This window comes from Providencia sp. PROV188, assembly GCF_027595165.1.
GTDB classification, from domain to species: domain Bacteria; phylum Pseudomonadota; class Gammaproteobacteria; order Enterobacterales; family Enterobacteriaceae; genus Providencia; species Providencia lanzhouensis.
The window spans coordinates 2,967,126-2,992,708 of the sequence record NZ_CP097291.1 but is presented as its reverse complement, the minus strand read 5'-3'; the positions used below and the strand labels follow the sequence as shown (position 1 = coordinate 2,992,708).

Below are 25,583 nucleotides of genomic sequence, written 5' to 3'. Positions count from 1 at the left end.
TGAGCAAGGCAAACGTTTGCCAAGATGATAAAATTTATCGAATCATAAAGAGAGGTTATAATGAAGCGCATCATGATAAGAATGACGATCCAATTTGCGAGGAAATACAATGACTGAGCCATGGCAGCGCCTTCCGGCATTAACTCTAAAGCAGTTGCAATATTTTGTGACTCTTGCACATCTGCGTCATTTTACTGAAACCGCAAATCGCTTAGCGGTGAGTCAGCCTGCATTGAGCAGTGCGATACGGCAGATTGAAACCGTAATTGGCGGTAAGTTGATTAACCGTACGGCAGCGTCAGTAACATTGACGGAGCTAGGCGCCGCAATCTTACCTCATGCAGAGCGTATTTTAAGTGTCTCCCACCGAGGCTTCAGTGATATTCAAAAAATTATCGAAGAGGGCGGTGATGGCACATTACGCATTGGATTGGTTCCTTCTGTCAGTTCGTTATTATTCCCGATTATTCCTGAACAATTACAGCAACATTTTCCTAAACTGAATGTGGAATTTTATGACCAAACGAATGATACACTAGTGAATAAATTAGTGAATAACGAAATTGATTTTGGGGTAGGTGTATTGGATAGCTCGGTTCCTGAAGAGTTAACTTTATATCCTTTGCAAGATGACCCATTTGTTGCAGTAATCCACCGTGATGAATTTATTTCAGATAATGCATTTCATCTACCGTGGAAGTTCTTAAATAACCGTGACATTGCTATGTTTTCGAAAGGAAATATTAATCGATTAGTGAGCGCTACAATTGAAAGTAATCGCTTTAATATTAATCCGCGTTATCAAGTCGATTATATTGAAACCTTATATGGTTTAGTCAGGTCGAAATTAGCGATTGGTATTTTACCTCAGTTATATACGGTGCATTTGCGGGATCCTGAGCTAAAAGTTTTACAGTTACAACAACCTGCATTAACACGTTCGATATCCTTAATGCGTAATAACCAAACGCTAACGCCGACGATGGAATCTGTTTTCCAGCTATTATTTAAAGCATTACGTCGTACGCCCACTCATCAATCTTAATTTTACAGCGCTTTTCTATACCTTATTTTTTATAGTTCGTCATTATTGATTGATTTTCAACAAGTAAGAAGTGTTAAGCACTAATCGTAAAACTATTTTTATTGGGATGAATAAGATTACTACCCTTGGCTGTTTGTTTTTTGGTCTATTTTTTTGATGTGTAATATGTTGAGGATATACATGAAAGCTATATTGAAAGTCAGCCTGCTCACAACAGTAATGCTATTGATTACTGCCTGTGGTGATCTCGATATTATGGGAAATAAAGGAAAGTTCTATTATAGCAATCCAACAGAAAACACGATTTCCTTTAAAGTGGATGGTAAAGATTATCTGGTCGAGCCTGGTCAGTATGGATCAGTATCATTAGCCAGTGGTGAACATACACTTGAAGATAATACAGGTCATGTCACCAAATTTATGGTGTTTGAACATAACTCAGGCGGGATCCTAAACCCTAATCATGGGGTGTATTACACATTTTCTGAAGTGTATACCGAGCAAGATAAAAAGGGGTATCAACCCGCGCCGCGAAATGTCACTATTTATGGGCATGAATTAAGCTTACCTATCAAAAGCAGTGATGCCGTGGTGATTGATGGCAATTTATTCCGTTGTACTTACCCAATTGGCAAAGCGTTGCCGGGGGCAGAGAATAAGCAGTACAAGCAAGAAGATATTAAATCAAAATGTTTTGATCAATCTGAGTTAATTGAATATTTTGCGAACGAACACGATCAAAATTTAGTACCTAATTCACCGCAAAATGAAGAAAATAATTCAATTAGCCAGCACTTAAGTTATCAAGTTCCTCAAGCGACCTTCCGTGATCCACAGGTTCAATCGGTGGCGAATGAGATTATAGCGTTAACAGAAACGCTGAAAAATGCGAACAAAGTCGATATTCATCAAGACTTAAATAAACAATATCATCAATTAACTGTTCAGTTAGTGGAAACGTATACTGAAAGTCCTTCGAGCAATATGGCTGAGGAATATATAAAACTTAATGGGTTTATTAAAGAAATTAACAAACTCAGAAATTATGGTGTGTGGGTAAGGTAAGTATATTCCATTAAGTTTATCTGAGTGTCTTTATAATTAAGAAATTGCTTATAAATTAAGCAGAGTAATCTTATGTGATATCCCGCTGAAACACGGAAACTAAAGGGTAGTTTCGTCAGGATAATATTATAAAGAGGCTCAGTGATGAATTTATTTAAGACTTCATTTTTTACTGCAATATCTGCTGTATTCCTACTCTTTTTTTCTAGCGTTTCTGGCGCTAAATCCATTGTTGAACCCGCTAAAGATTCTGAAGTATTAGATTTGGTGTTTATCTTGGATAAAAGCGGTTCAATGTCAGGATTTGAATCTGACACTGTTGGTGGATATAACAGCGTGCTGACAGAAAATAGAAATAAAGCGGGTAAAACCTTTATTACCACGGTGTTGTTTAATAATAAAACCAGTTTATTACACAACAGAGAACCTATTGATAAAGTGAAAAACCTCACGCTAGATGACTATTCTGTCGGTAGAAACACCGCATTATTAGATGCCATTGGCGATACCATGGTGAAAATGCGTGAGAATAGAAAAATCACCAAGAACAATAATGTTTTGTTTGTGATTATTACTGACGGTGAAGAGAACAGTAGCACCAAATATAGTCAGGCTAAGATTAAATCTATGATTAAATCTGCAGAAGTTGAAGATAAGTGGGACTTTATTTTCTTGGGTGCCAATATTGATGCGATTACGGCTGCGGATAATATCGGTATTAAGAGTTCGAATGCTACAGGTTATGTTCAAGATGGCACGGGTTACGATAAGGCATATAAAGCAGTCAATAAAGCCGTAGAAGCCAAACAGAATGCTGCACCAATATCAGAGGAATGGAAACAGGAAGTTGAGCAAGACGCGAAGGATCGCAAAAAATAAGAAGATAATAAAATCAGTCTGTAAATGAACGAGCTAGAAGCCCCGAAATTATATTCGGGGCTTTTTTATGGTGCTATTTAGTGTCTTTCAGCGCGGCAAATAACCCTTTAGCAAGTTGGTCTTGCTCTGATTGAATGCCGGGTAAAACGAAATAGTAACCCCCACCAAACGGTTTAATATAGCGCTCCAGTGGTTCGCCATTTAACCGTTTTTGAGTATCAATAAAGCCGGTTTTTAAGTTCTTTTGGTATGAAACGAAAATCAGTCCCATATCCAGAGCGCCGTTATCAGTTAAGCCAAGAGAGTAGCTGTAACTACGGCGACGTAACTTGGCGGTGTGGCGCGTTGGATTTCTTGGTTCGGCACGGCGCATATGGGAGTCAAATAACACGCGGTCACCATGCGGATCTTTGTCGAATGCAGGGTCATCCATTTCGTGCTTCATCCCCATGGGGGCACCTGTTGCTTTATGGCGCCCAAAGTCATTTTCTTGGTCTTCCAGCGGTGTTCTATCCCAAAATTCGAGATTAAAACGAATTAGGCGAACCGCTTGGTAGGTACCGCCGACACACCATGATGGCTCTTTGTTATCCTCAGTCACCCAAATCAGCTCATCCATTAATTTGCTATCGTCGGCTGGTGCATTACCAGTGCCATCTTTAAAGCCAAATAAATTAATTGGGGTAGAGCGTCTATCGATATCCCGTGATGGTAAGAACCCATCGATTTTCCATAGCGGGAACCAATAAGGTGAAGTGTGGCGGAGAATATCGCGCAGCGCATAAATCACGCTTTCTTGGCTATTGGCACAAATTTGCAGCACCACATCACCACCACACCATTTGTCTTCTAAACGGTCGTTCGGGAAGCTGGTCATTTCCACCAATTGACTCGGTTTAAGCTTTTCTAATCCAAAGCGTGAATCAAATAAGCTATCTCCCAAGGAAACCGTGACACTCAGGGCGTCAGGTTGAATGAGCGTGCCTAAAATCCCAGACTCAGCGGGAGGCATTTTATCATTCTGATTTGGCGTGGATTTTTGTACTTGGGTCAAAAAAGCAATGCGTTGAGTTAATACCGAGAACAGCGCTTGCAGCTCATCAAGGGTCGTTGACGTGATTCGAAAAGCGATAAACGAGGCATTTTTCTGTTCTGGGGTTAACACACCCGCTTGGTGTGAACCTAAATAATTGATGCTTTTATCATAAGTCAGTTCGCAATCCGCAATGGATGCTTTTGCGCTGAGGGCGGGGGCGGCGAGGATTGCACCTCCCATGACTAAGGTTTTTAGCGCATGGCGGCGAGAAATTTTAGATTGAGAAAACCCCAAAGGTTGTGACTCGCTTTTTAGTTTAGCTTGCATAAATTTATGCCTTAATATTTATAGTAAACATCAACATCTAACTGAGCGCGCAATGTCGCGAGCAGTTCGGCTTGTTGCGTTAACAGGGAATAGAGCGCCATTTTGTCTTGTTGTTTTAGTTGGCTGTAAGGCTTGTATTGGCCTTTAACTAATTGATATGACCGCACTATTTTATTAATTTTCTGATCATTTTCTTTTATCTGATCGAGGGTCTTGGATTCAATAAACGGACTGATCACCTCGATGATGGCTTGAGAACCTTTGGCATTAGCCGCCATATCTGACAGGTCAGAGAGACTATAAATATTCTCTTGTCCCGACAGTTTTGTTTCTAGGATCATCTCCATAAAATCTGCGGAGGCTTGCACCAATTTCGGAATCTCAATGGTTTCGGTTAAGACACGCTTTTGTAAATCTTTTCCTTTTAATAACAGCTCATCAGATGCTGGCAGCGCTGCTTTGAGATCTTGCTTGGCAAATAAAAGGTATTCAACCAAGTGAAATCCCACGAAGCGGTAGTCTTTTTCTTTATCCAGAAAATAATCCGCACGAGGGTTGATGGTTCGGTCGGTATTACCAAACAAAACAATGATCGGACGCACGGTTTCATAGTGCTGGTGGGCTTGAATATAGGCCGCTTTCGCCTGCGCTAATTGACCTTTTTGCACACTTTGATTGAGTTTTTCTAATTGCTCCACCATTTCACTTAACTCCTTGTTGACGAAGGATAAGTATTCTTGAATGGCAGGCTGATATTTTTCAGGGGTGGGAATATCCCCCTTAGCAATAATGATGTTGTCCCCTGTTTGCACAGGGGAGCGTAGGGCTTTTCCATAGGCGGTAGATGCCACGAGTGAAGCAACGATTACGCTAATGGCTAAGTGGGTGATTTTACGCATTTTGTAAGTTCCGTTTAGCGGCATGTTTTTTGCTCCAAACAAACAGTGCGAGGATCACAATCCAATAGACAACAAAGGTGATAACACTGAGCCAAATTGGCTGTGAACGATATGCAAAGAATGATGAAATAAAGTTGCCAGCTACACCAGAATCATCCAGTAATGCGCTGGTATCCCATGCTGGGTAGATTAAAAATTCAGGAATTGGATAGTCAAACTCAATCATTAAGTTTGAAATTTCTTCAACGCCTCGAAGCAGCAAGGAGAGGGCAAGGAACAGTAAAATCACGCCAGTGACTTTAAAGAAAATTTTCCATGAAATAATTCGGTTAGTTAATAAGAAGGCATATAGCGTCATACCCGCAATAACGACACCCGCTGCAACTTCAAAGATAAATTCGTTGGCATTTTCAGCGGTCAACGACATGATAAAACTGGAAAGGAAAACGACAATTTCGCTACCTTCACGGGCAATCGCGATAGCGATAATTAAGGTTGCGCCCCACCAACTATGGTGTTCTGCATTACGATTGATACCTGATTCCAGCTCTTTTTTCATCGAGCCGCCGCTTTTGTTCATCCAATAGACCATTTGAACAATCAAGATACAGGCGAGGATCTCCATGACTATCATGAAAATAGATTGCCCAGTGTCATCAAGGACATTGAATACGCCGTAAATCAGCAGTGCGAGTAAGATGGACATGGCGATACCCAGCCCAACACCGCCCCACAGGTATTTCATTCCATTGCGAGCGTCAGGGTGGCGTTTGATCCACGCATAAATGATGCCGATAACTAACAGCGCTTCAAAACTTTCGCGCCAAACTACAAAGAGAACTTGTCCCATGTTGAGTCCTACTCTTTAGCGATGATCTCGCCTTTTGGATGTGACAGATGGAAATCGTCGAAAAATGTGTAACTACCTGGTTTTAACGGTGCAATGACCACCACGGAACTGGCGCCGGGTGCTAATACTTTTTCTTTGCGCAGTTGCAAACTTTCAAACTCTGCGGGTTCAGTGCCGGTATTGGTAATTTTGATACGAATAATGGTTTTCGCTGGCACTTCCAGAACGCGAGGGATTAAATCCCCATTTTTCATTTCTAATTCAACGGTATATTTTTCGGCGCTTAAGGCTGATTGCGGAAGTAATGCACAAATAAAAACCAGTAAAAAGCTGAGTAATGTTTTCATTGTTGGCTCAAACTTATTGAAAATTGAGAGTTCCTTACTAGCGAAAAAGGGCTCGCGCGGAATATTACCCCCGCGAAAGCCCTCAGCGCATCATTGAAAAATTAGTAACTGCCTTTGCGACCTATGCCGGCATAGTCAAAGTCCCAAGAGACTTCAAACGGTTCAAACCAAGGGGCAACCCCAGTTTCTTTATCAATGTGACGACCGAAAGCGGCTTGTTGATTGTGTGAAGGTGGGTAAATTTTGTAGGTAACGCGATATTTACCATTGCCGTCCAGTTTAATATTTTCACCGTAGTGAGGACCATCGCTTGCTACCATCGGCATAAAGGTGCCTGATTGAGTCTGTGGCTTATCGCCCAGTTTGGTGACGGTATATTCGACGGTTAAGTAAGGCATCCAATCACCTTCTGCAAAGCCGTTCGGGTTATCTTCTACTGCGTGGATGTCGGCTTCTAAGTGAACGTCGGCTTTATCCGCTGGCAGGTGAGCCATCTTGTGGTGGCCTTCTTCGGTGTCCATGGTGATAGGCTGTAAATAAACACCTTGGATTTCCATGCCGTTTTTAATGACTGGGTGACCGAGAGGATACTCTTGAGCAAAGGCGGATAGAGAGAATAAGGCTAAGCCCGAAACGGCTGCCTGATAAGCGAATTTCATTGTGACATCCTTACCTGAATGAAGTTAGAAGCATAATGATAATCATTACTATTAATCAAAAACAAGCAGAATGTTTTAGGCTTATATCCAATCCTTACTATGAATATATTTAAATTTAATATTAATCAAAGTGTTAATACTTTCTTTTTTAGTGATAAAAAATAAGTATTAGAAAGGTGATTTGCTTCAGACACTGTAGTCGGTTTCACATGCTATAGTCGAAACGTTGAACGGTATTTATTAGGTATAAAGTCGAGGTACTGGAGATGCAAAAACGTTATTTGGATTGTTCCGCTTCTGAAATTGCGAAAATGAATAAGAAAAGCTTACTGGAAGCGATTAAAGCCAGCGAAGGGCGATTACTGGTGAGTGAAACTATCGGGACTATTCAGCCAGTCTTGATGAATGTCACTAATGCGGAACTGGCAGCAAGCCAAGGCGCAGATATTTTGCTATTGAATGTTTTTGATGTGAATAATCCGGTGATGCAAGGTTTACCAGAAGGCATTGCACCCGATGACATTATCCGTACCTTAAAGCACTTAACAGGACGCGCGATTGGCGTGAATTTGGAACCAGTGCCAGCAGGATTTAATAATCCCCATCAAGATAAACAGTGGCAAATTTCTGAAGGGCGCTTGGCCACTGTCAAAAATGCCCTGAAATTAAAGCAGATGGGGGCAGATATTATTGTCCTGACTGGGAATCCGGGCAATGGTGTCACTAATCAAGAAATCAACCAAAGCCTCAAAGAACTCAAAGCGGTGGTGGGGGAAGAGATTGTTCTTATTACGGGAAAAATGCATGCGGCGGGAGTCCTCAATGCGTCTGCTGAGCAGTTAATTACCGAAGAGGATATTCATTCCTTTATTAAGAGTGGTGCGGATATTATTTTATTGCCAGCACCGGGTACCGTTCCGGGCATATCCTCGGAATTTGTGCAAAGAATGGTGAGTTATTGCCATTCTCAGCGAGTGATGACCATGACCGCGATTGGCACATCCCAAGAAGGGGCTGACCTACAAACCATCCGCCAGATTGCGTTAATGTGCAAAATGGCAGGAACAGATTTACATCATATTGGTGACTCAGGTTATAACGGCATTGCCTTACCGGAGAATATCTTGAATTACAGTATTGTGATCCGCGGTGTTAGACACACCTATTCCCGTATCGCCCGCTCAATTAACCGCTAATCTTTGCTGTTTTTCTGAGTGAAATTCCCGAGCTCGAAATGGTGCGGGAATTTCGCTCGAAATATCATTTTCATCGCTAAAAAAATATACAATTCCCGCTATACTTCAGGTAAAATCCAGCCCATTTTTTAAAACAATATCTATAACATAATAAAGAAGTGAGCTATGTCGCAAAATACGAATTCAGTGCCAAAGATTGGCTTTGTTTCACTTGGCTGCCCAAAAAACCTCGTTGACTCAGAGCGTATTTTAACGGAGCTGCGTACTGATGGTTACCAAGTCGTTCCTAGCTATGACGATGCCGATTTGGTTATCGTGAATACTTGTGGCTTTATTGATAGTGCCGTTCAAGAGTCGTTAGAAGCTATCGGCGAAGCATTGAACGAAAATGGTAAAGTGATTGTGACAGGATGCCTGGGCGCAAAAGAGAACCAAATCCGTGAAGTTCACCCGAAGGTATTAGAAATTACGGGTCCACATAGTTATGAACAAGTGTTAAATCACGTTCACCACTATGTGCCAAAACCAGAGCATGATCCGTTCTTTAGTTTAGTCCCAGAGCAAGGCGTAAAATTAACGCCAAAACATTATGCTTACTTAAAAATATCCGAAGGTTGTAACCACCGTTGCACTTTTTGCATCATCCCTTCTATGCGTGGTGACTTAGATAGCCGTGCTATTGGTGATGTATTAAATGAAGCTAAGCGTTTAGTGGAATCAGGCGTTAAAGAGTTACTTGTGATTTCTCAAGATACTTCTGCTTATGGTGTGGATGTTAAACACCGTACGGGGTTCTGGGATGGTCAGCCGGTGAAAACTAGCATGGTTGGATTATGTGAGCAGCTAGCTTCTATGGGTGTTTGGGTTCGTCTGCATTACGTTTACCCATACCCACATGTTGATGATGTGATCCCATTAATGGCAGAAGGTAAAGTGTTACCTTACTTGGATATTCCATTACAGCACGCCAGTCCGAAAATTTTAAAATTGATGAAACGCCCAGGAGCGGTAGAAAGAACGTTAGAGCGTATTAAGCGCTGGCGTGAAATTTGCCCTGAGCTGACATTACGTTCGACGTTTATTGTTGGTTTCCCTGGTGAAACAGAAGAAGATTTCCAAATGCTGTTGGATTTCTTACAAGAAGCGCGATTAGATAGAGTTGGTTGCTTTAAATACAGCCCAGTTGAAGGCGCAAAAGCGAATGAACTGGCTGACCAAGTACCTGAAGAGATTAAAGAAGAGCGTTATCATCGTTTTATGCAGCTTCAGCAAGAGATCTCCAGTCAGCGCTTACAAGAGAAGGTGGGTCGCGAGCTTTTAGTTATTATCGATGAAGTCGATGACGAAGGTGCAGTGGGTCGTAGTATGGCTGATGCGCCAGAAATTGATGGTATGGTGTACCTCAATGGCGAGTTTGATGTGAAAGCAGGGGATATCGTTAAAGTGCTGATTGAGCATGCTGATGAATATGACCTGTGGGGCTCCGTTGTTAGCGAATAAAAAATAGGCTATCATCTAGCTCGAAATTTAGCCTGCGAATCATGTTTGCAGGCTTTTTTCGATATAACCCACTATTTTGGGTTTTTTCTATATTTCAAATACTTGATCTATATCATCCCGCCAAAATCTATCAAATCATAACTTGATCTAGGATATAAAACTTAACTGATAACTTGACATAATCAGGGAGAATACTTATCGAAGAATAAGGCTGATTATGACTATTGATTTTACAATTCCCAAACTCGCACAGCTTACAGAAAAATCATCATGCTCCATTGATCCGGAGTTATTGATACAACTGGCAAGTGAAGCCATCACAAATGGTTTATCACCTATTCATGATTTCGACATTGAAGGAATGTTGTTGGATAAATACGGTCAAACTTTATGGTCTAACCGTAAATCAGACAGCAGCGCCATGTTGCCATCTTGGATATTCTCTCAAATACAGGTCACTTCTCTAGATGACCAGCCAATTAACTCACAAGGACATACTTACTATTTCGCCCCTATTTATGATGAAACGCGCTTGTTAGCCACGTTGGTGTTACGTGGGGAGTCAACCAGCAGTAATATACTGTTAGCTCTCACTCTTACCCTAGGGCGAGAAATTAGTGAAAAGCTAAAGTGTCACTTTTACTGGCAAAAACTTTCAGAGAAAACACACGGACATAATCTATTCCACGACTTGAACATTCATGAAGTGGAAAAAGCGCTAATCATCGAAGCCGCGTTGGCGTACGGTGGAAAAATTCAGGAGATGCATCAAGCATTAAATATGGGGCGTACTACACTGTGGCGCAAGCTGAAGCAATATCAGATTGATATTCGCGAATACAAGCTATAGTCCAGTTAATAAAAATAGTCCGCCAATAAAAACAGCCCTGCCAATAAAAAAAGCTTCTACTGATTTTCTGCAGCAATGCTGAAAACGTTCGAAGCATTCAAATCACACAGCCTTACGGTAATCACTAAGCCCAACATATCAATGCATATTGATTGCGGGCTCAGTCACGCCTTTCAGCGAAACGAAAGAGAAGAAATGAAAAAGAGCTAAGATTATCAACCTATCTTGTTGTTAAGTATGTTGATCTCAGTACGCTTTTTTTTAGGAATTGGTTTTAATTTGATGTTATAGATTTTTATTTCAGTGAACTCACATACTCACAGTTGGAGTAAATGGTTGCGGGGATATATATAGGTTTATATTTTATTTTAAACTAAATATATTAATTTTATATTTAGCCATAAATGCGATTTTTATCATTAATAACTAGAGTAACAGTTTTCCTGTATAAAAATGATAGTGCAATTTATTTGATTTTCCACTATTGCTTAAAAAATAGTTATTTTAGGATGATAGATTAATAAAGAGGAATAGAAAGCATAATCATTATGCTAAGTTTGATAGTGAAAAATAGTTAACCGAATAGTTAAGTGAATAGTTAAGTTAAATGATTAAATTAAATAGTTATCTAAATAAAAATCTAAATTTAATTATATTTTTCTGGGTAATTTTGCGAACGGAAAATGCCTAATGGTTTTTTGATAAACCATTAGGCTGAGGGGGTGTCTGGTGAATAAAGAGAATTAAGCGTTTGCAGAATAAGTATTAATATATTCATACTCTTGGATTAATTGAGGTAGTGATTTTATTCCTAGTTTTGTATAAATATTTGAACGGTGCACTTCTACGGTTCTTGGTGATAATGACAGTTTTTCGGCCGTTTCTCGGCTGGTGTTTCCGTCTAAAATCATGTCCATAATTTCACGCTCTCTAGCTGAGAGACGGTCGAATTTATTGGTTAAATAGATATATTTTTTATGATTTTCATTTTGTTTATCGAAGTGTTCATTAGCTCCCTGAATAGCGCTTAGAAACACTCTGTCATCAAATGGAAATGCGTAGAAATCAAAGGCTCCAGCCTTGAAGTAGTCTCTGCATAGTGCAGCAGAAGGTTCTTCTGCGATGACGATAACAGGAACAACGGCTAAAGATTGAGTAAGGTTTTTTAATTTATTAATATGACTGGAGTTATTGCCTACGAATAATAAAACACAATCCTTTGCATTATCTTCTTTAGGGTAAGTATAAGTACTAATAAATACCTCTTCGTCATTATAGAATTTAAATATAAAATCAAAAGATTCCATCTTTGATTTCAGTTTATTCTTAAAGACATTATCGTTTTCAACGATTACATGAATGGCGCTATTCATCACCAAACTCCTGTTAAACGGATTTGACATTCAAATTAACGTAGTTTAATAGAATGAGAATAATTCACCGATGGAAATGGTAATATATTTTCAACTATTCTTTTTTATAGATTATTGCTGAACGTAAATGATATTAAAAAAAGTACTTGCCTAATTTTAATATAAAAAAGAAACAAAGGTTAAAGTATGTGTCAAAACGTAACATCTGTTTAATGTTTTGTAACAAGATAGAGTTTTAAGCTTGTCTTACGATTATTATGTTTTCTAGATAACATGAAAATAATGTTATTTAGCTAAGTAATAATATCGCAAAATGGTAGTCATAAAAAGCACTATTAGCAATTTTATGAAATTTAATTAATCATCCTCCTTGATAATTTTTTTCTGTTTTTAAGTTTTGTGGTTAAGTCATTAAAATTATCTCAGTAAAATTGCAAAGTACTCTAAAAAAGTGAGTGAATACACGTAATGATTTCCTTAAAAGATATTGCACTATAGGTTTTCGTATGATTAATAAAAGTGTTTAGTGTGAATAAATTGATCGATAACCTTAGTGATAGTTTGCACTTCAACCTATTATCTTTCCGTTATTGGCGTATTATAGAGAAGAAAAATCAACCACACTTTCATACGGATAAATTATGTTGCTGCGTTCCGGGGTAGCATTAGCTATCTTTTCTTATATTCTTTGGGGGATAACCCCGCTGTTTTATCGGTTACTTCCTGATGCACAAGCCATGGAATTACTGGCGCAACGATTGATTTGGTCTCTTCCGTTCTTATTTTTCATTCGGTTGCTTATCAAGAATAAATCCCTGTGGAAGCAAGTGTGGGCGGATAAACGTTCAATTGTGTTATGTTTTTTTAGTTCCTCGATTATGGCGGTATCGTGGACAACCTTCACCTATGCGTTAACTCATGGGCAAGTACTGGCTGCGAGCTTGGGTTATTTTATTAACCCGCTGTTTTCAATCTTGCTAGGTGTGATTTTCTTGCGAGAGCGTTTAGTCTTTGCTGAAAAACTGGCGGTTGTGTTTATTTTTTCAGGTGTTGCCTACCAAATCATACAATATGGGGAATTGCCCGTTTTAGCGTTAGTGATGGGGAGCGCTTTTGCAGTTTATGGTTTGATCCGTAAATTTATTCGTTTTGATGTTATCACCTCGCTGTTTTTAGAGGCGCTTTGGTTATTACCCTTGGCGATAGGTATTACATGGTGGTTATCCGCACATGGAATGAGCGCGGTAGAAAATGGTGATTGGCAAACCAAAATGCTGTACATGTTGGCGGCGCCTGTGACTATCATTCCATTACTCTTTTTCACGGCAGCCATTAAACGCACCACATTAACGGTGATTGGTTTAGCGCAATATATCGAGCCAACAATTCAATTCTTGTTAGCGGTTTTCCTGTTTAATGAAATTTTCGATTGGGTCAAAGGTGTCAGTTTTACCTTGATTTGGATTGGCTTACTGTTTTGTGTATTAGCGCTACTCCATAAACGCTATGGCAAAGGTGCCCGCCATCAACCGTATGTGACTGGGCGGGATGAATCTCCCAAAATTTAACTTTTAATTTTAATGGGTTAGCCTGTTTTACAGATAATACTGTTAACGGGCTATGCTTCTATCATAGTCAAAGCAAACGATTGCGTATATAATCCTGCCATCTTTTTAGACATTATCTTTTATGTAGCTGCATTTATCTCTGGGGATATAAGGTCATTATCATGAGCCAATTAGGTACTGCACTTTGTTCTAGCGCGACAAAAGTTATGCTTCTCGGTTCGGGGGAGTTAGGTAAAGAAGTGGCGATTGAGTGCCAGCGTTTGGGTATTGAAGTGATTGCGGTGGATCGCTATGACAATGCACCTGCGATGCATGTTGCTCATCGCAGCTACACCATCAATATGTTGGATGGTGAGGCACTACGCCAACTTGTTGAAAGTGAGAAACCAGATTTTATCGTTCCTGAGATTGAAGCGATTGCCACCAAAACGTTGGTGGAACTCGAAAAGCAAGGTCAAAAAGTCGTGCCATCTGCCAATGCGGTTTACCTAACCATGAACCGTGAAGGGATCCGTCGTTTAGCTGCCGAAGAGCTACAACTGCCGACGTCGGAATACCGCTTCGTGGAAACGAAAGCGGATTTTGAAGTCGCAGCCCATGAAATTGGCTTTCCCTGCATTGTAAAACCAGTCATGAGCTCATCGGGGAAAGGGCAGAGCATCATTCGCTCAGCGGAGCAGCTTGATAGTGCGTGGAATTATTCCCAAGAAGGCGGGCGTACAGGTCAAGGGCGCGTGATTGTTGAAAAAATGGTGAATTTCGATTTTGAAATTACATTACTAACCATTAGCGCGGCAGACGGTGTGCATTTCTGTGCGCCAGTTGGGCATCGCCAAGAAAAAGGTGATTATCGCGAATCTTGGCAGCCGCAAGCGATGAGTGATGCTGCTTTGCAAAAAGCACAGGACGTAGCGAAGAAAATTGTCACCGCTTTAGGGGGATACGGCTTATTCGGTGTGGAGCTGTTTGTCTGTGGTGATGAGATCATTTTCAACGAAGTTTCTCCTCGCCCTCATGATACCGGCATGGTGACGTTGATTTCTCAAAACCTGTCTGAATTCGCATTACATGTTCGTGCTTTCTTAGGCTTACCGATTGGCACTATTCGTCAGTATGGTGCCAGCGCATCGGCTGTGATTTTACCTGAGCTGCATAGTCGGAATGTGGTTTTTTCGGGCATTCACGAGGCACTCGGTTCTGATATTCAATTGCGTTTATTTGGCAAACCGGAAATTGCGGGAACTCGCCGTTTGGGTGTAGCGCTTGCGGTCGGAGATTCGATTGAGCAAGCCCTAGAGATGGCAAAAACAGCGGCGGCTCGAGTGAAAGTAACAGGATAGTGATTATCCCCCGCCTGTTAGGTTCTGGCGGGGGGCTTTTTAGGGGGATTATTGTTTATCTTCAATAATCATCGCGGCTGCACGCTCCGCAATCATGATGGTTGGCGCATTGGTATTGCCACTTGGAATTTCTGGCATCACCGAACAATCCACCACTCGTAGTTTGTTGATCCCATGAACGCGAAGACGTAAATCAGTGACGGAATTTGCGGTATCGGTACCCATACGGCAGGTGCCAACGGGGTGATAAACTGTTTTACAGAAATTACGCACAAACTCTTCTAATTGCCCCTCATCATGCTGAACTTGGGCTGGCGGCATTAATGTATTTTTACTGACAGCTTGCAATGATGGCTGGCTTAATACCTCTAAACCGAATTTCACCGCACGTTTACAACCTTCCATATCTTCTGGTTCAGCCAAGTAATTGGCGTGAATTCTTAACGGATCTTGCGGGTTTTGGCTACGCAGTAAAATTTCCCCGCGTGACTTAGGCTGTAAGTAACCGACTTTCAGTGAAAAACCGTGAGCGGCAGGTAGCGGCTCCCCCGGTACATCATCCCAGCTATCTAAAATAGGCAAAAAGTGAATTTGCACATCTGGGCGACCTTGGTTGCAGCTGTCTTTAAAGGCAGCGCCTTCTAAAACGTTAGAAGCGAGTAGCCCACTGCGAAATGCCATCCACTCAAAACCATGTTTGATAGCGGCAAAGCCTTGGTCGGCACCAAATAAGCTGATTGGCTCTTTGGTGGTGACGTTGATAGACATATGCAAATGATCGTGAAAGTTTTTGCCCACCGGTAAATTTGCCACGGTTTTGATCCCTAAAGAGGAAAGGTGTTCTTCAGGTCCGATACCAGAGAGCATCAACAACTTCGCTGACCCCATTGCACCGGAGCAAACCAACACTTCTTCACGCGCTAGGGCTTCGATTTCGTGACCATTTTTACCTTGGTAAGCCACGCCGACTGCTTGTCCATCGCGAATAATAATGCGGTTAACTTGGGTATTGAGCTTGAGGGTTAAACGGTCGCTATTTGCTACTGATTTCAAATAGGTTTTGGATGTACTGGCTCTTTCCCCGTTGTGAGTTGTGGTTTGATAGAAACTGGTTCCTTGCTGGCTCTCTCCATTAAGGTCATTAACGTATGGTAAACCATGTTCTTGAGCCGCTTGAATGAATGCCATAGAAAGTGGATGGCGATAACGGTTTTCACTGACGGGAAGAGGTCCTTCCGTGCCGTGGTATTCTCCGGTTAAGCTTTCATTGCGCTCGGCTTTTTTAAACCACGGTAGAACGTCTTGGTAACCCCAGCCTTCGCATCCGTACTTGTGTGCCCAGTTATCATAATCCTGTTTTTGCCCGCGAATGTAGATCATGCCATTGACTGAACTACTGCCCCCCAGCACGCGACCTTGAGCAATTTGCATTTTGCGGTTGTTGGCATGAGGTTCAGGTTCGGTTTCATATGGCCAGCTTTTTTGGGCAATAATTTTAGCGACACCAGCAGGCATACGGATAAACATATGGTTATCGCTACCGCCCGCTTCAATAAGCAGCACGCGAGCTTGGGTTTCTTGGATCAGACGTGCGGCGAGAACACAACCTGCGGAGCCTGCACCGACAATAATATAGTCATATTTTTGTGTGCTCATTTTATTTCCCTGTTGAAATTAACATTCAATCATCATTTCTTTAACAATAGCGCCTTTAGGTTATTAATGTATAAATAATGTTCTGTTAGTGTGATTCGCTTCAAAAATAATTTCCTATGTAACTATTTTTAATTTTTTCTACTTATTGTTATTTAAAAGGAAAATATGAATTTCATAATTTTTTAGTCTTGTTTTTAATTTCATTAATAAGTTAATGTTTTATTAATTGGTTTATTCTTAGTGAAAAATAGTGCGAGCGAAAAAGATGCATAGAAAAGAATTGCGTGATTATCTGATACCCATTGGGAATGCTTTAAGGGATGCTGAACGCCTAATAAAATAAGAGGTACTTTTACGAATGAAAGCAATATTAATGAAAACAATACCAATAAAAAGCCTGCTGATGGGATTGTCTATTTCTGTGTTTATGACGGCGATGGCGTCAGCCATGCCGCTTGAAGAACAGTTTCAGTTAATGGCGGAAGATGAAAGCGAAAAAATCCGCTGCTTTGAACCTTCTTCACCTTTCCTGTATTGCCTTAAAGGAAGCGTATACAAAAAAGGTGGTATCAGGCTCATAGATAAGCAGGGTAATGAAGTGTATCAATTTTACTATTTTGATAATGGTCTCGACCCTGCGAGTGAAGGGCTATACCGAATTCGTCAGGGGGAAAAAATAGGTTATGCCAACGCCCAAACCGGAGAGATTGTGATTGAGCCGATTTATGATTGTGCATATCCATTTGAAAACAGTAAAGCCAAGGTAGGCAAGAAGTGTGAGCGACAAACCGACGGAGAACATAGCTGGTGGGTTGGGGGCGAATGGCAAGAAATTGTTAATCCACTGAGTAGGGAAAATTAGCGTTTTATTCATGTATTAACTTCAGGAATTTAACAAAAGTCACAATCTAAATATGATTTTAAAAGTTACTTAACTTGTTGAAATGAAAAATATTTGGTACTCAGATCACATTTTTTGAGGGTTTAGCGACTCTTGAAAACCATTCACCGCAAAAAACTAACCGCTTAATTCTGTATGCCACCACTCAAGGTAACTTTTCGCTTTTCCTGATAGTAATTTTTTACCATACCCACTATGGCAGAACTCAATTTTTTACATTCAAAATCATTCAACCACTGCCTATTAAAAAATCATTTGTTATTCATCGAAAACGATTAAAAACAACGTTTTCGCAGTTTAATAAACGGTAATTACGTATTAATGGCATGTTCGTTCTACCTCAGAAGGGTGTTCTATGAACAAAAATGGTATTTTAAAACACATTCCATGGATGATCCTCGGGATCATCGGTGCAATCTGTTTAGGGGTTGTCGCGCTAAGACGCGGCGAGCACATTAGTGCATTGTGGATCGTCGTCGCATCTGTGGCGGTGTACTTGATTGCTTATCGTTACTACAGCTTATATATCGCTAAAAAAGTGATGAAGTTGGACGAAACGCGTGCTACACCGGCGGTCATTAATAATGACGGCTTAAACTATGTTCCAACCAATAAAAACGTTCTGTTTGGTCACCACTTTGCGGCTATCGCAGGGGCGGGTCCATTAGTTGGGCCAGTATTAGCGGCTCAGGTGGGTTACTTACCAGGAACATTGTGGCTATTGGCTGGGGTTGTTCTTGCGGGTGCGGTACAGGACTTTATGGTGCTGTTTATCTCCTCACGCCGTAACGGTGCATCTCTTGGTGAGATAGTTAAAGAAGAATTGGGTCCAATCCCAGGTACGCTAGCACTGTTTGGCTGTTTCTTAATTATGATCATCATCCTCGCAGTATTGGCGCTGATCGTGGTTAAGGCACTGGCAGAAAGCCCATGGGGTGTGTTCACAGTTTGCTCCACTGTGCCGATTGCGCTCTTTATGGGGATATACATGCGCTATATCCGACCAGGGCGTGTGGGTGAAATTGCCGTTATCGGTATTGCACTGTTAGTCGCTTCTATTTGGTTTGGTGGTGTGATTGCTCATGACCCTTACTGGGGTCCAGCACTGACCTTTAAAGATACGACGATTACCTATGCATTAGTCGGTTATGCGTTTGTTTCCGCGTTACTGCCAGTATGGTTGATTTTGGCGCCTCGCGACTACTTAGCGACATTCCTGAAAATCGGGGTTATCGTTGGTTTGGCTGTAGGTATTGTTATCCTGAACCCTGAGCTGAAAATGCCAGCGGTGACACAGTTTGTTGATGGTTCTGGTCCAGTTTGGAAAGGTACACTGTTCCCATTCTTGTTCATCACCATTGCGTGTGGTGCGGTATCCGGTTTCCATGCCTTGATCTCTTCCGGTACGACGCCAAAACTGTTAGCGAACGAAAAAGACGCGCGTTACATCGGCTACGGTGCGATGTTAATGGAATCTTTCGTCGCTATCATGGCGTTAGTCGCAGCTTCTATCATCGAGCCAGGTCTGTATTTTGCAATGAACACCCCACCATCAGCATTAGGTATCACTATGCCTAACCTGCATGAGCTGGGTGGTCCAGATGGCGCTGCAATTATGGCGCAACTGAAAGATGTGTCTGTTCATGCGGCAGCAACGGTCAGTTCATGGGGCTTTGTCATTTCCCCAGAACAAATCATGCAAACAGCAAAAGACATTGGTGAGCCTTCGATTCTAAACCGTGCAGGTGGTGCGCCAACCTTAGCTGTCGGTATTGCGTTTGTATTCCACGAAATTATGCCAGCTGCCAACATGGGCTTCTGGTATCACTTCGGTATTCTGTTTGAAGCACTGTTTATCTTAACGGCTCTGGATGCGGGTACCCGTTCTGGTCGCTTTATGCTGCAAGATTTACTGGGTAACTTCGTGCCATTCCTGAAGAAAACCGATTCTCTGTTTGCAGGGATCATTGGTACAGCAGGATGTGTAGGTTTGTGGGGTTACTTACTGTATCAAGGCGTTGTTGACCCACTGGGCGGCGTTAAGAGCTTGTGGCCATTGTTCGGTATCTCCAACCAGATGCTGGCAGCGGTAGCGTTAGTCCTGAGTACGGTTGTATTAATTAAGATGAAACGCAGTAAATACATCTTAGTGACTGTGTTGCCAGCGGTATGGTTATTAATCTGTACTACATGGGCACTAGGACTGAAATTATTCAGTGATAATCCTCAACTGGAAGGTTTCTTATACTTAGCGAAATCTTACAAAGAGAAAATCGCCGCGGGTAGTGCTGAGTTAACGGCACAAGAAATTACTAATATGAATCACATTATTATTAATAACTACACTAACGCGGGTCTGAGTATTCTGTTCTTAGTGGTGGTTTACGGTATTATCTTCTACGGTATTCGAGTGGGAATGAAAGCCCATAAAAACCCAAATCGTACAGATAAAGAAACCCCTTATGTTCCTGTTCCTAAAGAGGGTGTGAAAGTGTCATCTTCACACTAAGAGCAGAATAATGCGTCGAGTTGAGTTTCACTCGAAACAGTAAGGGAAGCCCGACATTGTACGAAAAAACAATGTCGGGCATTTTGCCTTTGGAGATGGTTATGTTTGGAAACTTGGGTAAAACCGGTAAATATTTAGGGCAGGCGGCGCGTATGCTGGTGGGGATCCCCGATTACGATACCTATGTGCAGCATATGAAAGATAATCACCCCGATAAACCTGTGATGACTTATAAAGAGTTTTTCCGTGAACGACAAGATGCTCGCTACGGCGGCAGTGGTAAAGGCGGATTTCGCTGCTGTTAACCAACTTTCTTATCAATGAATGGCATGATGAGGGCAATAATGAAACCAATCAATGTAACGATTTTAACGGGCTTTTTGGGTGCAGGAAAAACCACGCTATTGAGCCACATTCTCAACGCGGATCATGGTCATAAAATTGCCGTGATCGAAAATGAGTTCGGCGAAGTTCCTATCGATAATGCGTTGATTGGTGACCGTGCCACGCAAATCACCACCTTAAGTAATGGCTGTATTTGTTGCAGTCGCTCTAATGAGTTAGAAAATGCGTTGTTGGATTTATTGGACGGTTTAGACAGCGGCAAACTCGATTTTGAGCGTTTAGTGATTGAGTGCACGGGAATGGCAGATCCAGGTCCGATTACACAAACATTTTTCTCCCATGAAGTACTGTGCGAGCGTTATTTATTGGATGGCATTATTACCTTGGTGGATGCGGTTCACGCCGATAAGCAACTTAATGATTTCGCCATTGCCCAAGCGCAAATTGGTTATGCTGACAGAATTCTTCTCACCAAAACCGACATTGAGCCAAATACCGATGCGCTGATTGAGCGTTTGCAGCGTATTAATGCCCGAGCACCGATTTATTCGGTGGTTCATGGGGATATTAATTTAGATTTGCTGTTAGATATTGACGGCTTTTTGCTGGATTCAAAGCTCAATGTTAAGCAACCGACGTTCCGTTTTGCCCCTAAGCAGCAAAATGAGGTGGGGTCGATTGTGCTGGAGTTTGATTATCCGGTTGAGCTGATGGCCGTCTCCCAAGTGATGGAAGATTTACTACTCGGTTTTGCAGATAATTTATTACGCTATAAGGGAATTTTATCCATTGTCGACGAGCCAAAACGCCTATTATTCCAAGGTGTTCAGCGCCTTTATAGTGCCGATTGGGATAGAGATTGGGGCGAAGATGAACCGCGCAGCAGCGTCCTCGTTTTCATCGGCATCGATCTCCCCGAAGCCGAAATTCGCGAAAAATTCGCCGCACTAGAAACCAGAAATTAAAATCAGAATCAAACTTATAGTAATCAGTAGTTAGAATAAAATTCAGAAATCAAAATTAAACTCAAAGTTATTAGCGCTGAAGGAAGGCGACAAACGCCAGCTATCCCTAGGAGCATACAAGAGTATGTGACTAGGGTAGCTAAGAGAAGTCAACGCACCAGCAGCGTTAAGAACGAAGAGTTTTGGAGGACATTATTTCGATTATTTGAATGTCTGTATGCCGCATAGAACCCGCCGCCAACGAACACAAGTTCGCAATCGACTGATCCACATCATCCGACACAATTCCGTCCGAGCCTCTTACACAGCTATTATCTAACGCCATCAATACGGCTTTGTATGCCGCACTTGCGCTGGTGGAGACTTTCATTGCACAGCTGTTTGATGCGCCATCACAGATCATGCCACTGACGTCGCCGATCATGCTTGAGATTGCCATTGCGACCACGTCATAGCGAGCTTCTAATAACCATGCAATCCCAGCGGCAGCACCCATTGCTGCGGTGGTTGCCGCACATAATGCAGAAAGTGCAGGCAGTTGGTTATGAATATAAATGGCCATTAAATGGGAGAGCATTAGCGCGCGAGCTAACTGTTCTTCGGTAGATTGCAGGTAATCTGCGGTGACAACAACTGGCATGGTGGCTGCAATACCTTGGTTACCGGAACCGGAATTACTCATGGCGGGCAATACCGCACCGCCCATACGTGCATCGGAGGCTGCCGTTGTGCGGATCATAATTTCGGATAATAAATCTTTGGACAATAAACCGCGGTCACGTTGAGCCTGCAATGTTTTACCAATATGCAGACCATAGCTATTACGCAAACCTTCTTGAGATAACGCATCATTTAAGTGTGCGGCTTCAAGAATGAAACGAATATCGTCTAATGGTGCTTGAGTTGCGAACTCATAAACCGCCTTAGCGGTGACTTTCGGTAAGCTGACATCGGTACCACAATCAACGGGATCCCGAGTTTCTGTTTTATTCTCAGTAATATCGAATAGAACCTGATCACCGTGGATAATTTTGACAATATGAGCGTGAGAGCCTGCGATGATCACCGTGGCAGAATCATTTTCGCTATAGGCTGTCGCTTCTGAATAAACAACATCATCACAAGGGGATTTAATATCAACGGTGATGGAACCGTCCGCGAGCATCGCTTTACTGCGTGCAATCGCTTCAGGCGACGCGGATTTTAATACTTCTAACCCAGCATCAGCATCACCACCCACAGCACCTAGCGCCGCAGCAATCGGTAATCCCACCATTCCTGTTCCCGGAACGGTGACACCCATACCATTTTTCATGAGATTTGGGGAAACAAATGCGGCAACGCGGATCACTGGCGATGACAAATAAGACGCTGCTTTTGCCGCTGCATAAGCAAGGGAAATGGGTTCAGTACAGCCCAGTGCAGGTTTAACGTCTTGTTTGACGGCATTGATAAAATATTGCCAGAGAAGTTCTTCAGTTTGCGTTGCCATGGTTATATCCCTAAAAGTCATGTGGTGATGGAATTATTTTAATGAAGAGGACGGAGAAAAACTTCACAATGTTTATGGATAAATGGGGATAAGAGAGAAAATTTATCTCTAATATGGTTTAGTGGGGGTAAATATTTTCAAATATGATGCCGATCACAAAAATCCTACCTATTTTCATAGGTAGGATACCGTAAGCTTAGCTTTCTAAATCGAGGCGTTTGCTTTGCCATTTACGTGAACGCCAGCGCCACGCATTGGTGAGCCCGCGAACCCACTCATCGACAAAGAATCCAATCCAGATACCGATTAACCCCATTTCCATTTTTATGCCAAGGAAGTAGCCCAATGGAATGGCGATCCCCCACATAAAGAGCACGGCGGTCAATAATGGGAACTTCGCATCACCAGAGGCACGAAGGGCGTTTACCATGACGATGTTGATAGTACGCCCCGGCTCTAAGAACACGGATAATAAGAAAATTGGCAGTAATAGCTGAATGATGCCTTGATCGTCCGTTAAGCTATCGAGGATTGGCGCGCGGAATAACCAGAACACAAACACCACGCCGATAGTGACGTAAAAGCCCCATTTCAAGCTCTTAAACGCACGACGATAGGCATCTTCAAAGCGCTTAGCGCCCACCAAATGCCCAACCATAATCTCATTACCAATACTGATGGAAATTCCAAACAGCATAATAAATAGGGAAAGCTGGAAGTAGAGGGTTTGCGCCGCAAGGGCAGTTTCACCCATTAAGCCGATAAAGGCGGATGCGGTCATAAAGTGCAGGATCCACACCAAGTTTTCGCCTGCTGCTGGTAAACCAATATGCAGGATTTTACTGAGCATTTTGCTGGACCAGCGGATCAGCATCATCGGGGTAAACTTGATCCTTAAACCATAGAATAGTAGGCAGAACAGTAAAATGACCGCTACTACGCGCCCAACCACCGTTGACCATGCAACGCCTTCCAGACCGTATTGTGGTAAACCAAAGAAGCCATACAGCACAATCATATTACCAATCACGGTAATGATGTTGGCAATCAACGTGACCCACATCGCCGGCTGAGCTTTACCATAAACGCGTAAACAAGCCGCGAGAATGATGGAGATCGCCTCTGGAATTAAACAGATACCCAAAATGTGCAAATACGCGTACCCATCATCCATTAAATGGGATGGAGTATTCATAATGGTCAGAATTTTGTAGCCAAAAAAGAGCGCAATTAAGGCGCTGGAGAAACCTAATATAAAGTTAAAGGCGATGGAAATATGAATCGCTTGGCTGGCTTTATCACGGCGACCTGCACCCAAATATTGAGCGATAACGACGCTACATCCTACGCTAATAAAGTTAAAGATAGTAATAAATAGGTCAAAGACCTGATTCCCGACCCCCATTGCGGCGAGGTAGGCAGTCGATACATGGCTCACCATGTAGGTATTAATTAATAAGGTGGCCAAATGAAGGAAAATATCAATAAAGATTGGCCAACTGAGGGAATAGAGTGACCTCTCAGTGACATCGGGCTGATGCATTAAGAACCTTTGTATTCGTTGAAATTAGAGAAAAGAACGAGATTTGCTCGGATTCTACCTCTAATTGATAAAGTAACCTAGTAATAAAAGTCGGAACTTTTTAGATAATTAGGCTTTGTTTAATCTATATAAATTTGTTATTGATATGTGTCTTGTATTTGAAATATGACATCAGAATGACCGAGGAGTCACAATGACAAAAATTAAAACAGCAATAGTGGGTTACGGCAATATAGGTCGTTATGCACTAGAAGCTGTTCAAGCCGCTGATGATTTCGAATTAGTCGGAATTGTACGCCGTAATACCCAAGATATTCCAGCGGAATTAGCCGGATATAAAGTGGTTGATGACATCGAAAAATTAGATGGTGTGGATGTTGCGTTACTTTGTTCCCCTACACGCGCTATCGGAACTTTAGCAGAGAAAATCTTAAGTCTAGGGATTAATACTGTAGATAGCTTCGATGTACATTCGGATATCGTGGCATTAAAACATCAGCTTGATAGTGTCGCGAAGAAACATAACAGTGTGTCAATTGTATCGGCAGGCTGGGATCCAGGTTCTGACTCCATCATGCGTACCTTGATGCTGGCAATGGCACCAAAAGGGGTGACTTACACGAACTTTGGACCAGGCATGAGCATGGGGCACAGTGTAGCTGCGAAAGCGGTTGATGGCGTGAAAGATGCGCTTTCAGTCACCATCCCTCTAGGCACTGGTGTCCATCGCCGTATGGTGTATGTTGAGCTAGAAGCGGGTGCAAGTTTTGATGATGTGGTGCGTGGGATCAAGCTAGATAGTTATTTCTCTTCCGATGAAACCCATATTCGCCAAGTAGATAGCATTGATGCCTTAAAAGATGTGGGGCACGGCGTTCAAATGACCCATAAAGGGGTTTCCGGTGCGACGCATAATCAGTTATTCGAATACTCAATGCGCATCAATAACCCTGCATTAACATCGCAGTTTATGGTATCTGCCGCACGAGCAACCATGAAACAGCCTGCGGGAGCTTATACCGTTATTGAAATCCCACCAGTGAATTTCCTGCAAGGTGATTTAGATAGCTTAATCGCTAAGCTGGTTTAATTTTTAAATCGCTTTAATCACTGATTAATGGTGCGCAGCATAATAAATAGCATTGCTACCGCGTACCATTTTCTCTCCTCGCTTTTTATTTTATTCCCCTTCAGAATAACGCCATTATTTAGGATTGGTACGACATAAGCATATAAGA

At 42.0% G+C, this 25,583-nt stretch carries 22 protein-coding genes; 13 read left to right on the top strand and 9 right to left on the bottom strand.

Features of this window, described 5'->3' with window-relative positions:
- Positions 1 to 109: 109 nt before the first annotated feature.
- From M5X66_RS13720 to M5X66_RS13710, 3 genes are all read left to right on the top strand, one after another.
- Positions 110 to 1,045: a LysR family transcriptional regulator gene (locus M5X66_RS13720; RefSeq protein ID WP_036955688.1), complete on the top strand. Its 936-nt coding sequence runs from the start codon at positions 110 to 112 to the stop codon at positions 1,043 to 1,045.
- Between the two features lie 180 nt (positions 1,046 to 1,225).
- The gene (locus tag M5X66_RS13715; RefSeq protein WP_270103657.1) at positions 1,226 to 2,110 is read left to right on the top strand and encodes a hypothetical protein; all 885 of its coding nucleotides are present in this window, start codon (positions 1,226 to 1,228) and stop codon (positions 2,108 to 2,110) included.
- 144 nt (positions 2,111 to 2,254) lie between these two features.
- Positions 2,255 to 2,989 (top strand): vWA domain-containing protein, encoded by a 735-nt coding sequence (locus M5X66_RS13710; protein WP_270103656.1) that lies wholly within the window; start codon positions 2,255 to 2,257, stop codon positions 2,987 to 2,989.
- 73 nt (positions 2,990 to 3,062) lie between these two features.
- Here M5X66_RS13710 and efeB read toward each other — a convergent pair whose 3' ends face one another.
- The 5 genes from efeB to M5X66_RS13685 form a co-directional block, all read right to left on the bottom strand.
- Positions 3,063 to 4,352 (bottom strand): iron uptake transporter deferrochelatase/peroxidase subunit, encoded by a 1,290-nt coding sequence (gene efeB / locus M5X66_RS13705; RefSeq protein WP_270103655.1) that lies wholly within the window; start codon positions 4,350 to 4,352, stop codon positions 3,063 to 3,065.
- Positions 4,353 to 4,363: 11 nt separating this feature from the next.
- Positions 4,364 to 5,251, bottom strand: coding sequence for an EfeM/EfeO family lipoprotein (locus M5X66_RS13700; protein ID WP_108478360.1), 888 nt, complete (start codon positions 5,249 to 5,251; stop codon positions 4,364 to 4,366).
- Complete coding sequence (locus M5X66_RS13695) at positions 5,244 to 6,101, bottom strand: FTR1 family iron permease (RefSeq protein WP_036955673.1); 858 nt, start codon at positions 6,099 to 6,101, stop codon at positions 5,244 to 5,246. Before M5X66_RS13695 ends, M5X66_RS13700 begins: the two co-directional genes overlap by 8 nt.
- An 8-nt stretch (positions 6,102 to 6,109) precedes the next feature.
- Positions 6,110 to 6,448 (bottom strand): cupredoxin domain-containing protein, encoded by a 339-nt coding sequence (locus tag M5X66_RS13690; RefSeq protein ID WP_036955670.1) that lies wholly within the window; start codon positions 6,446 to 6,448, stop codon positions 6,110 to 6,112.
- 101 nt (positions 6,449 to 6,549) lie between these two features.
- Entirely contained in the window at positions 6,550 to 7,107 is a 558-nt protein-coding gene (locus tag M5X66_RS13685) for an iron transporter (RefSeq protein ID WP_036955660.1), read from the bottom strand.
- A gap of 266 nt (positions 7,108 to 7,373) precedes the next feature.
- On the opposite strand from M5X66_RS13685, the gene M5X66_RS13680 reads away from it, so the two are divergent.
- The 3 genes from M5X66_RS13680 to M5X66_RS13670 all read left to right on the top strand — a co-directional run bounded on the left by M5X66_RS13680 (position 7,374) and on the right by M5X66_RS13670 (position 10,653).
- Complete coding sequence (locus M5X66_RS13680) at positions 7,374 to 8,303, top strand: DUF7916 family protein (RefSeq protein ID WP_036955657.1); 930 nt, start codon at positions 7,374 to 7,376, stop codon at positions 8,301 to 8,303.
- Between the two features lie 165 nt (positions 8,304 to 8,468).
- Positions 8,469 to 9,803: a 30S ribosomal protein S12 methylthiotransferase RimO gene (gene rimO / locus M5X66_RS13675; RefSeq protein ID WP_270103654.1), complete on the top strand. Its 1,335-nt coding sequence runs from the start codon at positions 8,469 to 8,471 to the stop codon at positions 9,801 to 9,803.
- Positions 9,804 to 10,095: 292 nt separating this feature from the next.
- Positions 10,096 to 10,653 (top strand): helix-turn-helix domain-containing protein, encoded by a 558-nt coding sequence (locus tag M5X66_RS13670; RefSeq protein ID WP_230082450.1) that lies wholly within the window; start codon positions 10,096 to 10,098, stop codon positions 10,651 to 10,653.
- Positions 10,654 to 11,396: 743 nt separating this feature from the next.
- Here M5X66_RS13670 and M5X66_RS13665 read toward each other — a convergent pair.
- Complete coding sequence (locus M5X66_RS13665) at positions 11,397 to 12,026, bottom strand: response regulator transcription factor (RefSeq protein ID WP_036955649.1); 630 nt, start codon at positions 12,024 to 12,026, stop codon at positions 11,397 to 11,399.
- A gap of 641 nt (positions 12,027 to 12,667) precedes the next feature.
- Here M5X66_RS13665 and rarD point away from each other — a divergent pair.
- Together rarD and purT are read left to right on the top strand one after the other, a co-directional pair.
- The gene (gene rarD / locus M5X66_RS13660; RefSeq protein ID WP_036955645.1) at positions 12,668 to 13,594 is read left to right on the top strand and encodes an EamA family transporter RarD; all 927 of its coding nucleotides are present in this window, start codon (positions 12,668 to 12,670) and stop codon (positions 13,592 to 13,594) included.
- A 161-nt stretch (positions 13,595 to 13,755) separates the two neighbouring features.
- Positions 13,756 to 14,934: a formate-dependent phosphoribosylglycinamide formyltransferase gene (purT, locus tag M5X66_RS13655; protein WP_036955641.1), complete on the top strand. Its 1,179-nt coding sequence runs from the start codon at positions 13,756 to 13,758 to the stop codon at positions 14,932 to 14,934.
- A gap of 48 nt (positions 14,935 to 14,982) precedes the next feature.
- Here the strand turns inward: purT and M5X66_RS13650 are convergent, their stop codons facing one another.
- Positions 14,983 to 16,590, bottom strand: a complete 1,608-nt coding sequence (locus M5X66_RS13650) for a GMC family oxidoreductase (protein WP_036955638.1) — start codon at positions 16,588 to 16,590, stop codon at positions 14,983 to 14,985.
- Between the two features lie 373 nt (positions 16,591 to 16,963).
- Here M5X66_RS13650 and M5X66_RS13645 point away from each other — a divergent pair, with 373 nt between their 5' ends.
- The 4 genes from M5X66_RS13645 to yjiA all read left to right on the top strand — a co-directional run bounded on the left by M5X66_RS13645 (position 16,964) and on the right by yjiA (position 21,310).
- Positions 16,964 to 17,452, top strand: coding sequence for a WG repeat-containing protein (locus tag M5X66_RS13645; protein ID WP_154609868.1), 489 nt, complete (start codon positions 16,964 to 16,966; stop codon positions 17,450 to 17,452).
- A gap of 394 nt (positions 17,453 to 17,846) precedes the next feature.
- On the top strand, positions 17,847 to 20,000 hold the full coding sequence (locus M5X66_RS13640) for a carbon starvation CstA family protein (protein WP_270103653.1): 2,154 nt from the start codon (positions 17,847 to 17,849) through the stop codon (positions 19,998 to 20,000).
- Positions 20,001 to 20,101: 101 nt separating this feature from the next.
- Positions 20,102 to 20,305, top strand: a complete 204-nt coding sequence (locus M5X66_RS13635; protein ID WP_036955629.1) for a YbdD/YjiX family protein — start codon at positions 20,102 to 20,104, stop codon at positions 20,303 to 20,305.
- Positions 20,306 to 20,344: 39 nt separating this feature from the next.
- Positions 20,345 to 21,310, top strand: a complete 966-nt coding sequence (yjiA, locus tag M5X66_RS13630) for a GTPase (RefSeq protein WP_154600110.1) — start codon at positions 20,345 to 20,347, stop codon at positions 21,308 to 21,310.
- A 166-nt stretch (positions 21,311 to 21,476) separates the two neighbouring features.
- Here the strand turns inward: yjiA and M5X66_RS13625 are convergent, their stop codons facing one another.
- The gene (locus M5X66_RS13625; RefSeq protein ID WP_154637006.1) at positions 21,477 to 22,802 is read right to left on the bottom strand and encodes an L-cysteine desulfidase family protein; all 1,326 of its coding nucleotides are present in this window, start codon (positions 22,800 to 22,802) and stop codon (positions 21,477 to 21,479) included.
- A gap of 196 nt (positions 22,803 to 22,998) precedes the next feature.
- Positions 22,999 to 24,345 (bottom strand): MATE family efflux transporter, encoded by a 1,347-nt coding sequence (locus tag M5X66_RS13620; RefSeq protein WP_036955617.1) that lies wholly within the window; start codon positions 24,343 to 24,345, stop codon positions 22,999 to 23,001.
- 193 nt (positions 24,346 to 24,538) lie between these two features.
- On the opposite strand from M5X66_RS13620, the gene M5X66_RS13615 reads away from it, so the two are divergent.
- On the top strand, positions 24,539 to 25,435 hold the full coding sequence (locus M5X66_RS13615) for a diaminopimelate dehydrogenase (protein WP_108478351.1): 897 nt from the start codon (positions 24,539 to 24,541) through the stop codon (positions 25,433 to 25,435).
- Positions 25,436 to 25,583 lie beyond the last annotated feature (148 nt).

What these genes read in the sequence shown, in the direction of transcription:
- M5X66_RS13720 (WP_036955688.1), top strand. Translation starts at nt 110, where the DNA reads ATGACTGAGCCATGGCAGCGCCTTCCGGCATTAACTCTAAAGCAGTTG.
- M5X66_RS13715 (WP_270103657.1), top strand. Translation starts at nt 1,226, where the DNA reads ATGAAAGCTATATTGAAAGTCAGCCTGCTCACAACAGTAATGCTATTG.
- M5X66_RS13710 (WP_270103656.1), top strand. Translation starts at nt 2,255, where the DNA reads ATGAATTTATTTAAGACTTCATTTTTTACTGCAATATCTGCTGTATTC.
- efeB (WP_270103655.1), bottom strand. Translation starts at nt 4,352, where the DNA reads ATGCAAGCTAAACTAAAAAGCGAGTCACAACCTTTGGGGTTTTCTCAA.
- M5X66_RS13700 (WP_108478360.1), bottom strand. Translation starts at nt 5,251, where the DNA reads ATGCGTAAAATCACCCACTTAGCCATTAGCGTAATCGTTGCTTCACTC.
- M5X66_RS13695 (WP_036955673.1), bottom strand. Translation starts at nt 6,101, where the DNA reads ATGGGACAAGTTCTCTTTGTAGTTTGGCGCGAAAGTTTTGAAGCGCTG.
- M5X66_RS13690 (WP_036955670.1), bottom strand. Translation starts at nt 6,448, where the DNA reads ATGAAAACATTACTCAGCTTTTTACTGGTTTTTATTTGTGCATTACTT.
- M5X66_RS13685 (WP_036955660.1), bottom strand. Translation starts at nt 7,107, where the DNA reads ATGAAATTCGCTTATCAGGCAGCCGTTTCGGGCTTAGCCTTATTCTCT.
- M5X66_RS13680 (WP_036955657.1), top strand. Translation starts at nt 7,374, where the DNA reads ATGCAAAAACGTTATTTGGATTGTTCCGCTTCTGAAATTGCGAAAATG.
- rimO (WP_270103654.1), top strand. Translation starts at nt 8,469, where the DNA reads ATGTCGCAAAATACGAATTCAGTGCCAAAGATTGGCTTTGTTTCACTT.
- M5X66_RS13665 (WP_036955649.1), bottom strand. Translation starts at nt 12,026, where the DNA reads ATGAATAGCGCCATTCATGTAATCGTTGAAAACGATAATGTCTTTAAG.
- rarD (WP_036955645.1), top strand. Translation starts at nt 12,668, where the DNA reads ATGTTGCTGCGTTCCGGGGTAGCATTAGCTATCTTTTCTTATATTCTT.
- purT (WP_036955641.1), top strand. Translation starts at nt 13,756, where the DNA reads ATGAGCCAATTAGGTACTGCACTTTGTTCTAGCGCGACAAAAGTTATG.
- M5X66_RS13650 (WP_036955638.1), bottom strand. Translation starts at nt 16,590, where the DNA reads ATGAGCACACAAAAATATGACTATATTATTGTCGGTGCAGGCTCCGCA.
- M5X66_RS13645 (WP_154609868.1), top strand. Translation starts at nt 16,964, where the DNA reads ATGAAAACAATACCAATAAAAAGCCTGCTGATGGGATTGTCTATTTCT.
- M5X66_RS13640 (WP_270103653.1), top strand. Translation starts at nt 17,847, where the DNA reads ATGAACAAAAATGGTATTTTAAAACACATTCCATGGATGATCCTCGGG.
- M5X66_RS13635 (WP_036955629.1), top strand. Translation starts at nt 20,102, where the DNA reads ATGTTTGGAAACTTGGGTAAAACCGGTAAATATTTAGGGCAGGCGGCG.
- yjiA (WP_154600110.1), top strand. Translation starts at nt 20,345, where the DNA reads ATGAAACCAATCAATGTAACGATTTTAACGGGCTTTTTGGGTGCAGGA.
- M5X66_RS13625 (WP_154637006.1), bottom strand. Translation starts at nt 22,802, where the DNA reads ATGGCAACGCAAACTGAAGAACTTCTCTGGCAATATTTTATCAATGCC.
- M5X66_RS13620 (WP_036955617.1), bottom strand. Translation starts at nt 24,345, where the DNA reads ATGCATCAGCCCGATGTCACTGAGAGGTCACTCTATTCCCTCAGTTGG.
- M5X66_RS13615 (WP_108478351.1), top strand. Translation starts at nt 24,539, where the DNA reads ATGACAAAAATTAAAACAGCAATAGTGGGTTACGGCAATATAGGTCGT.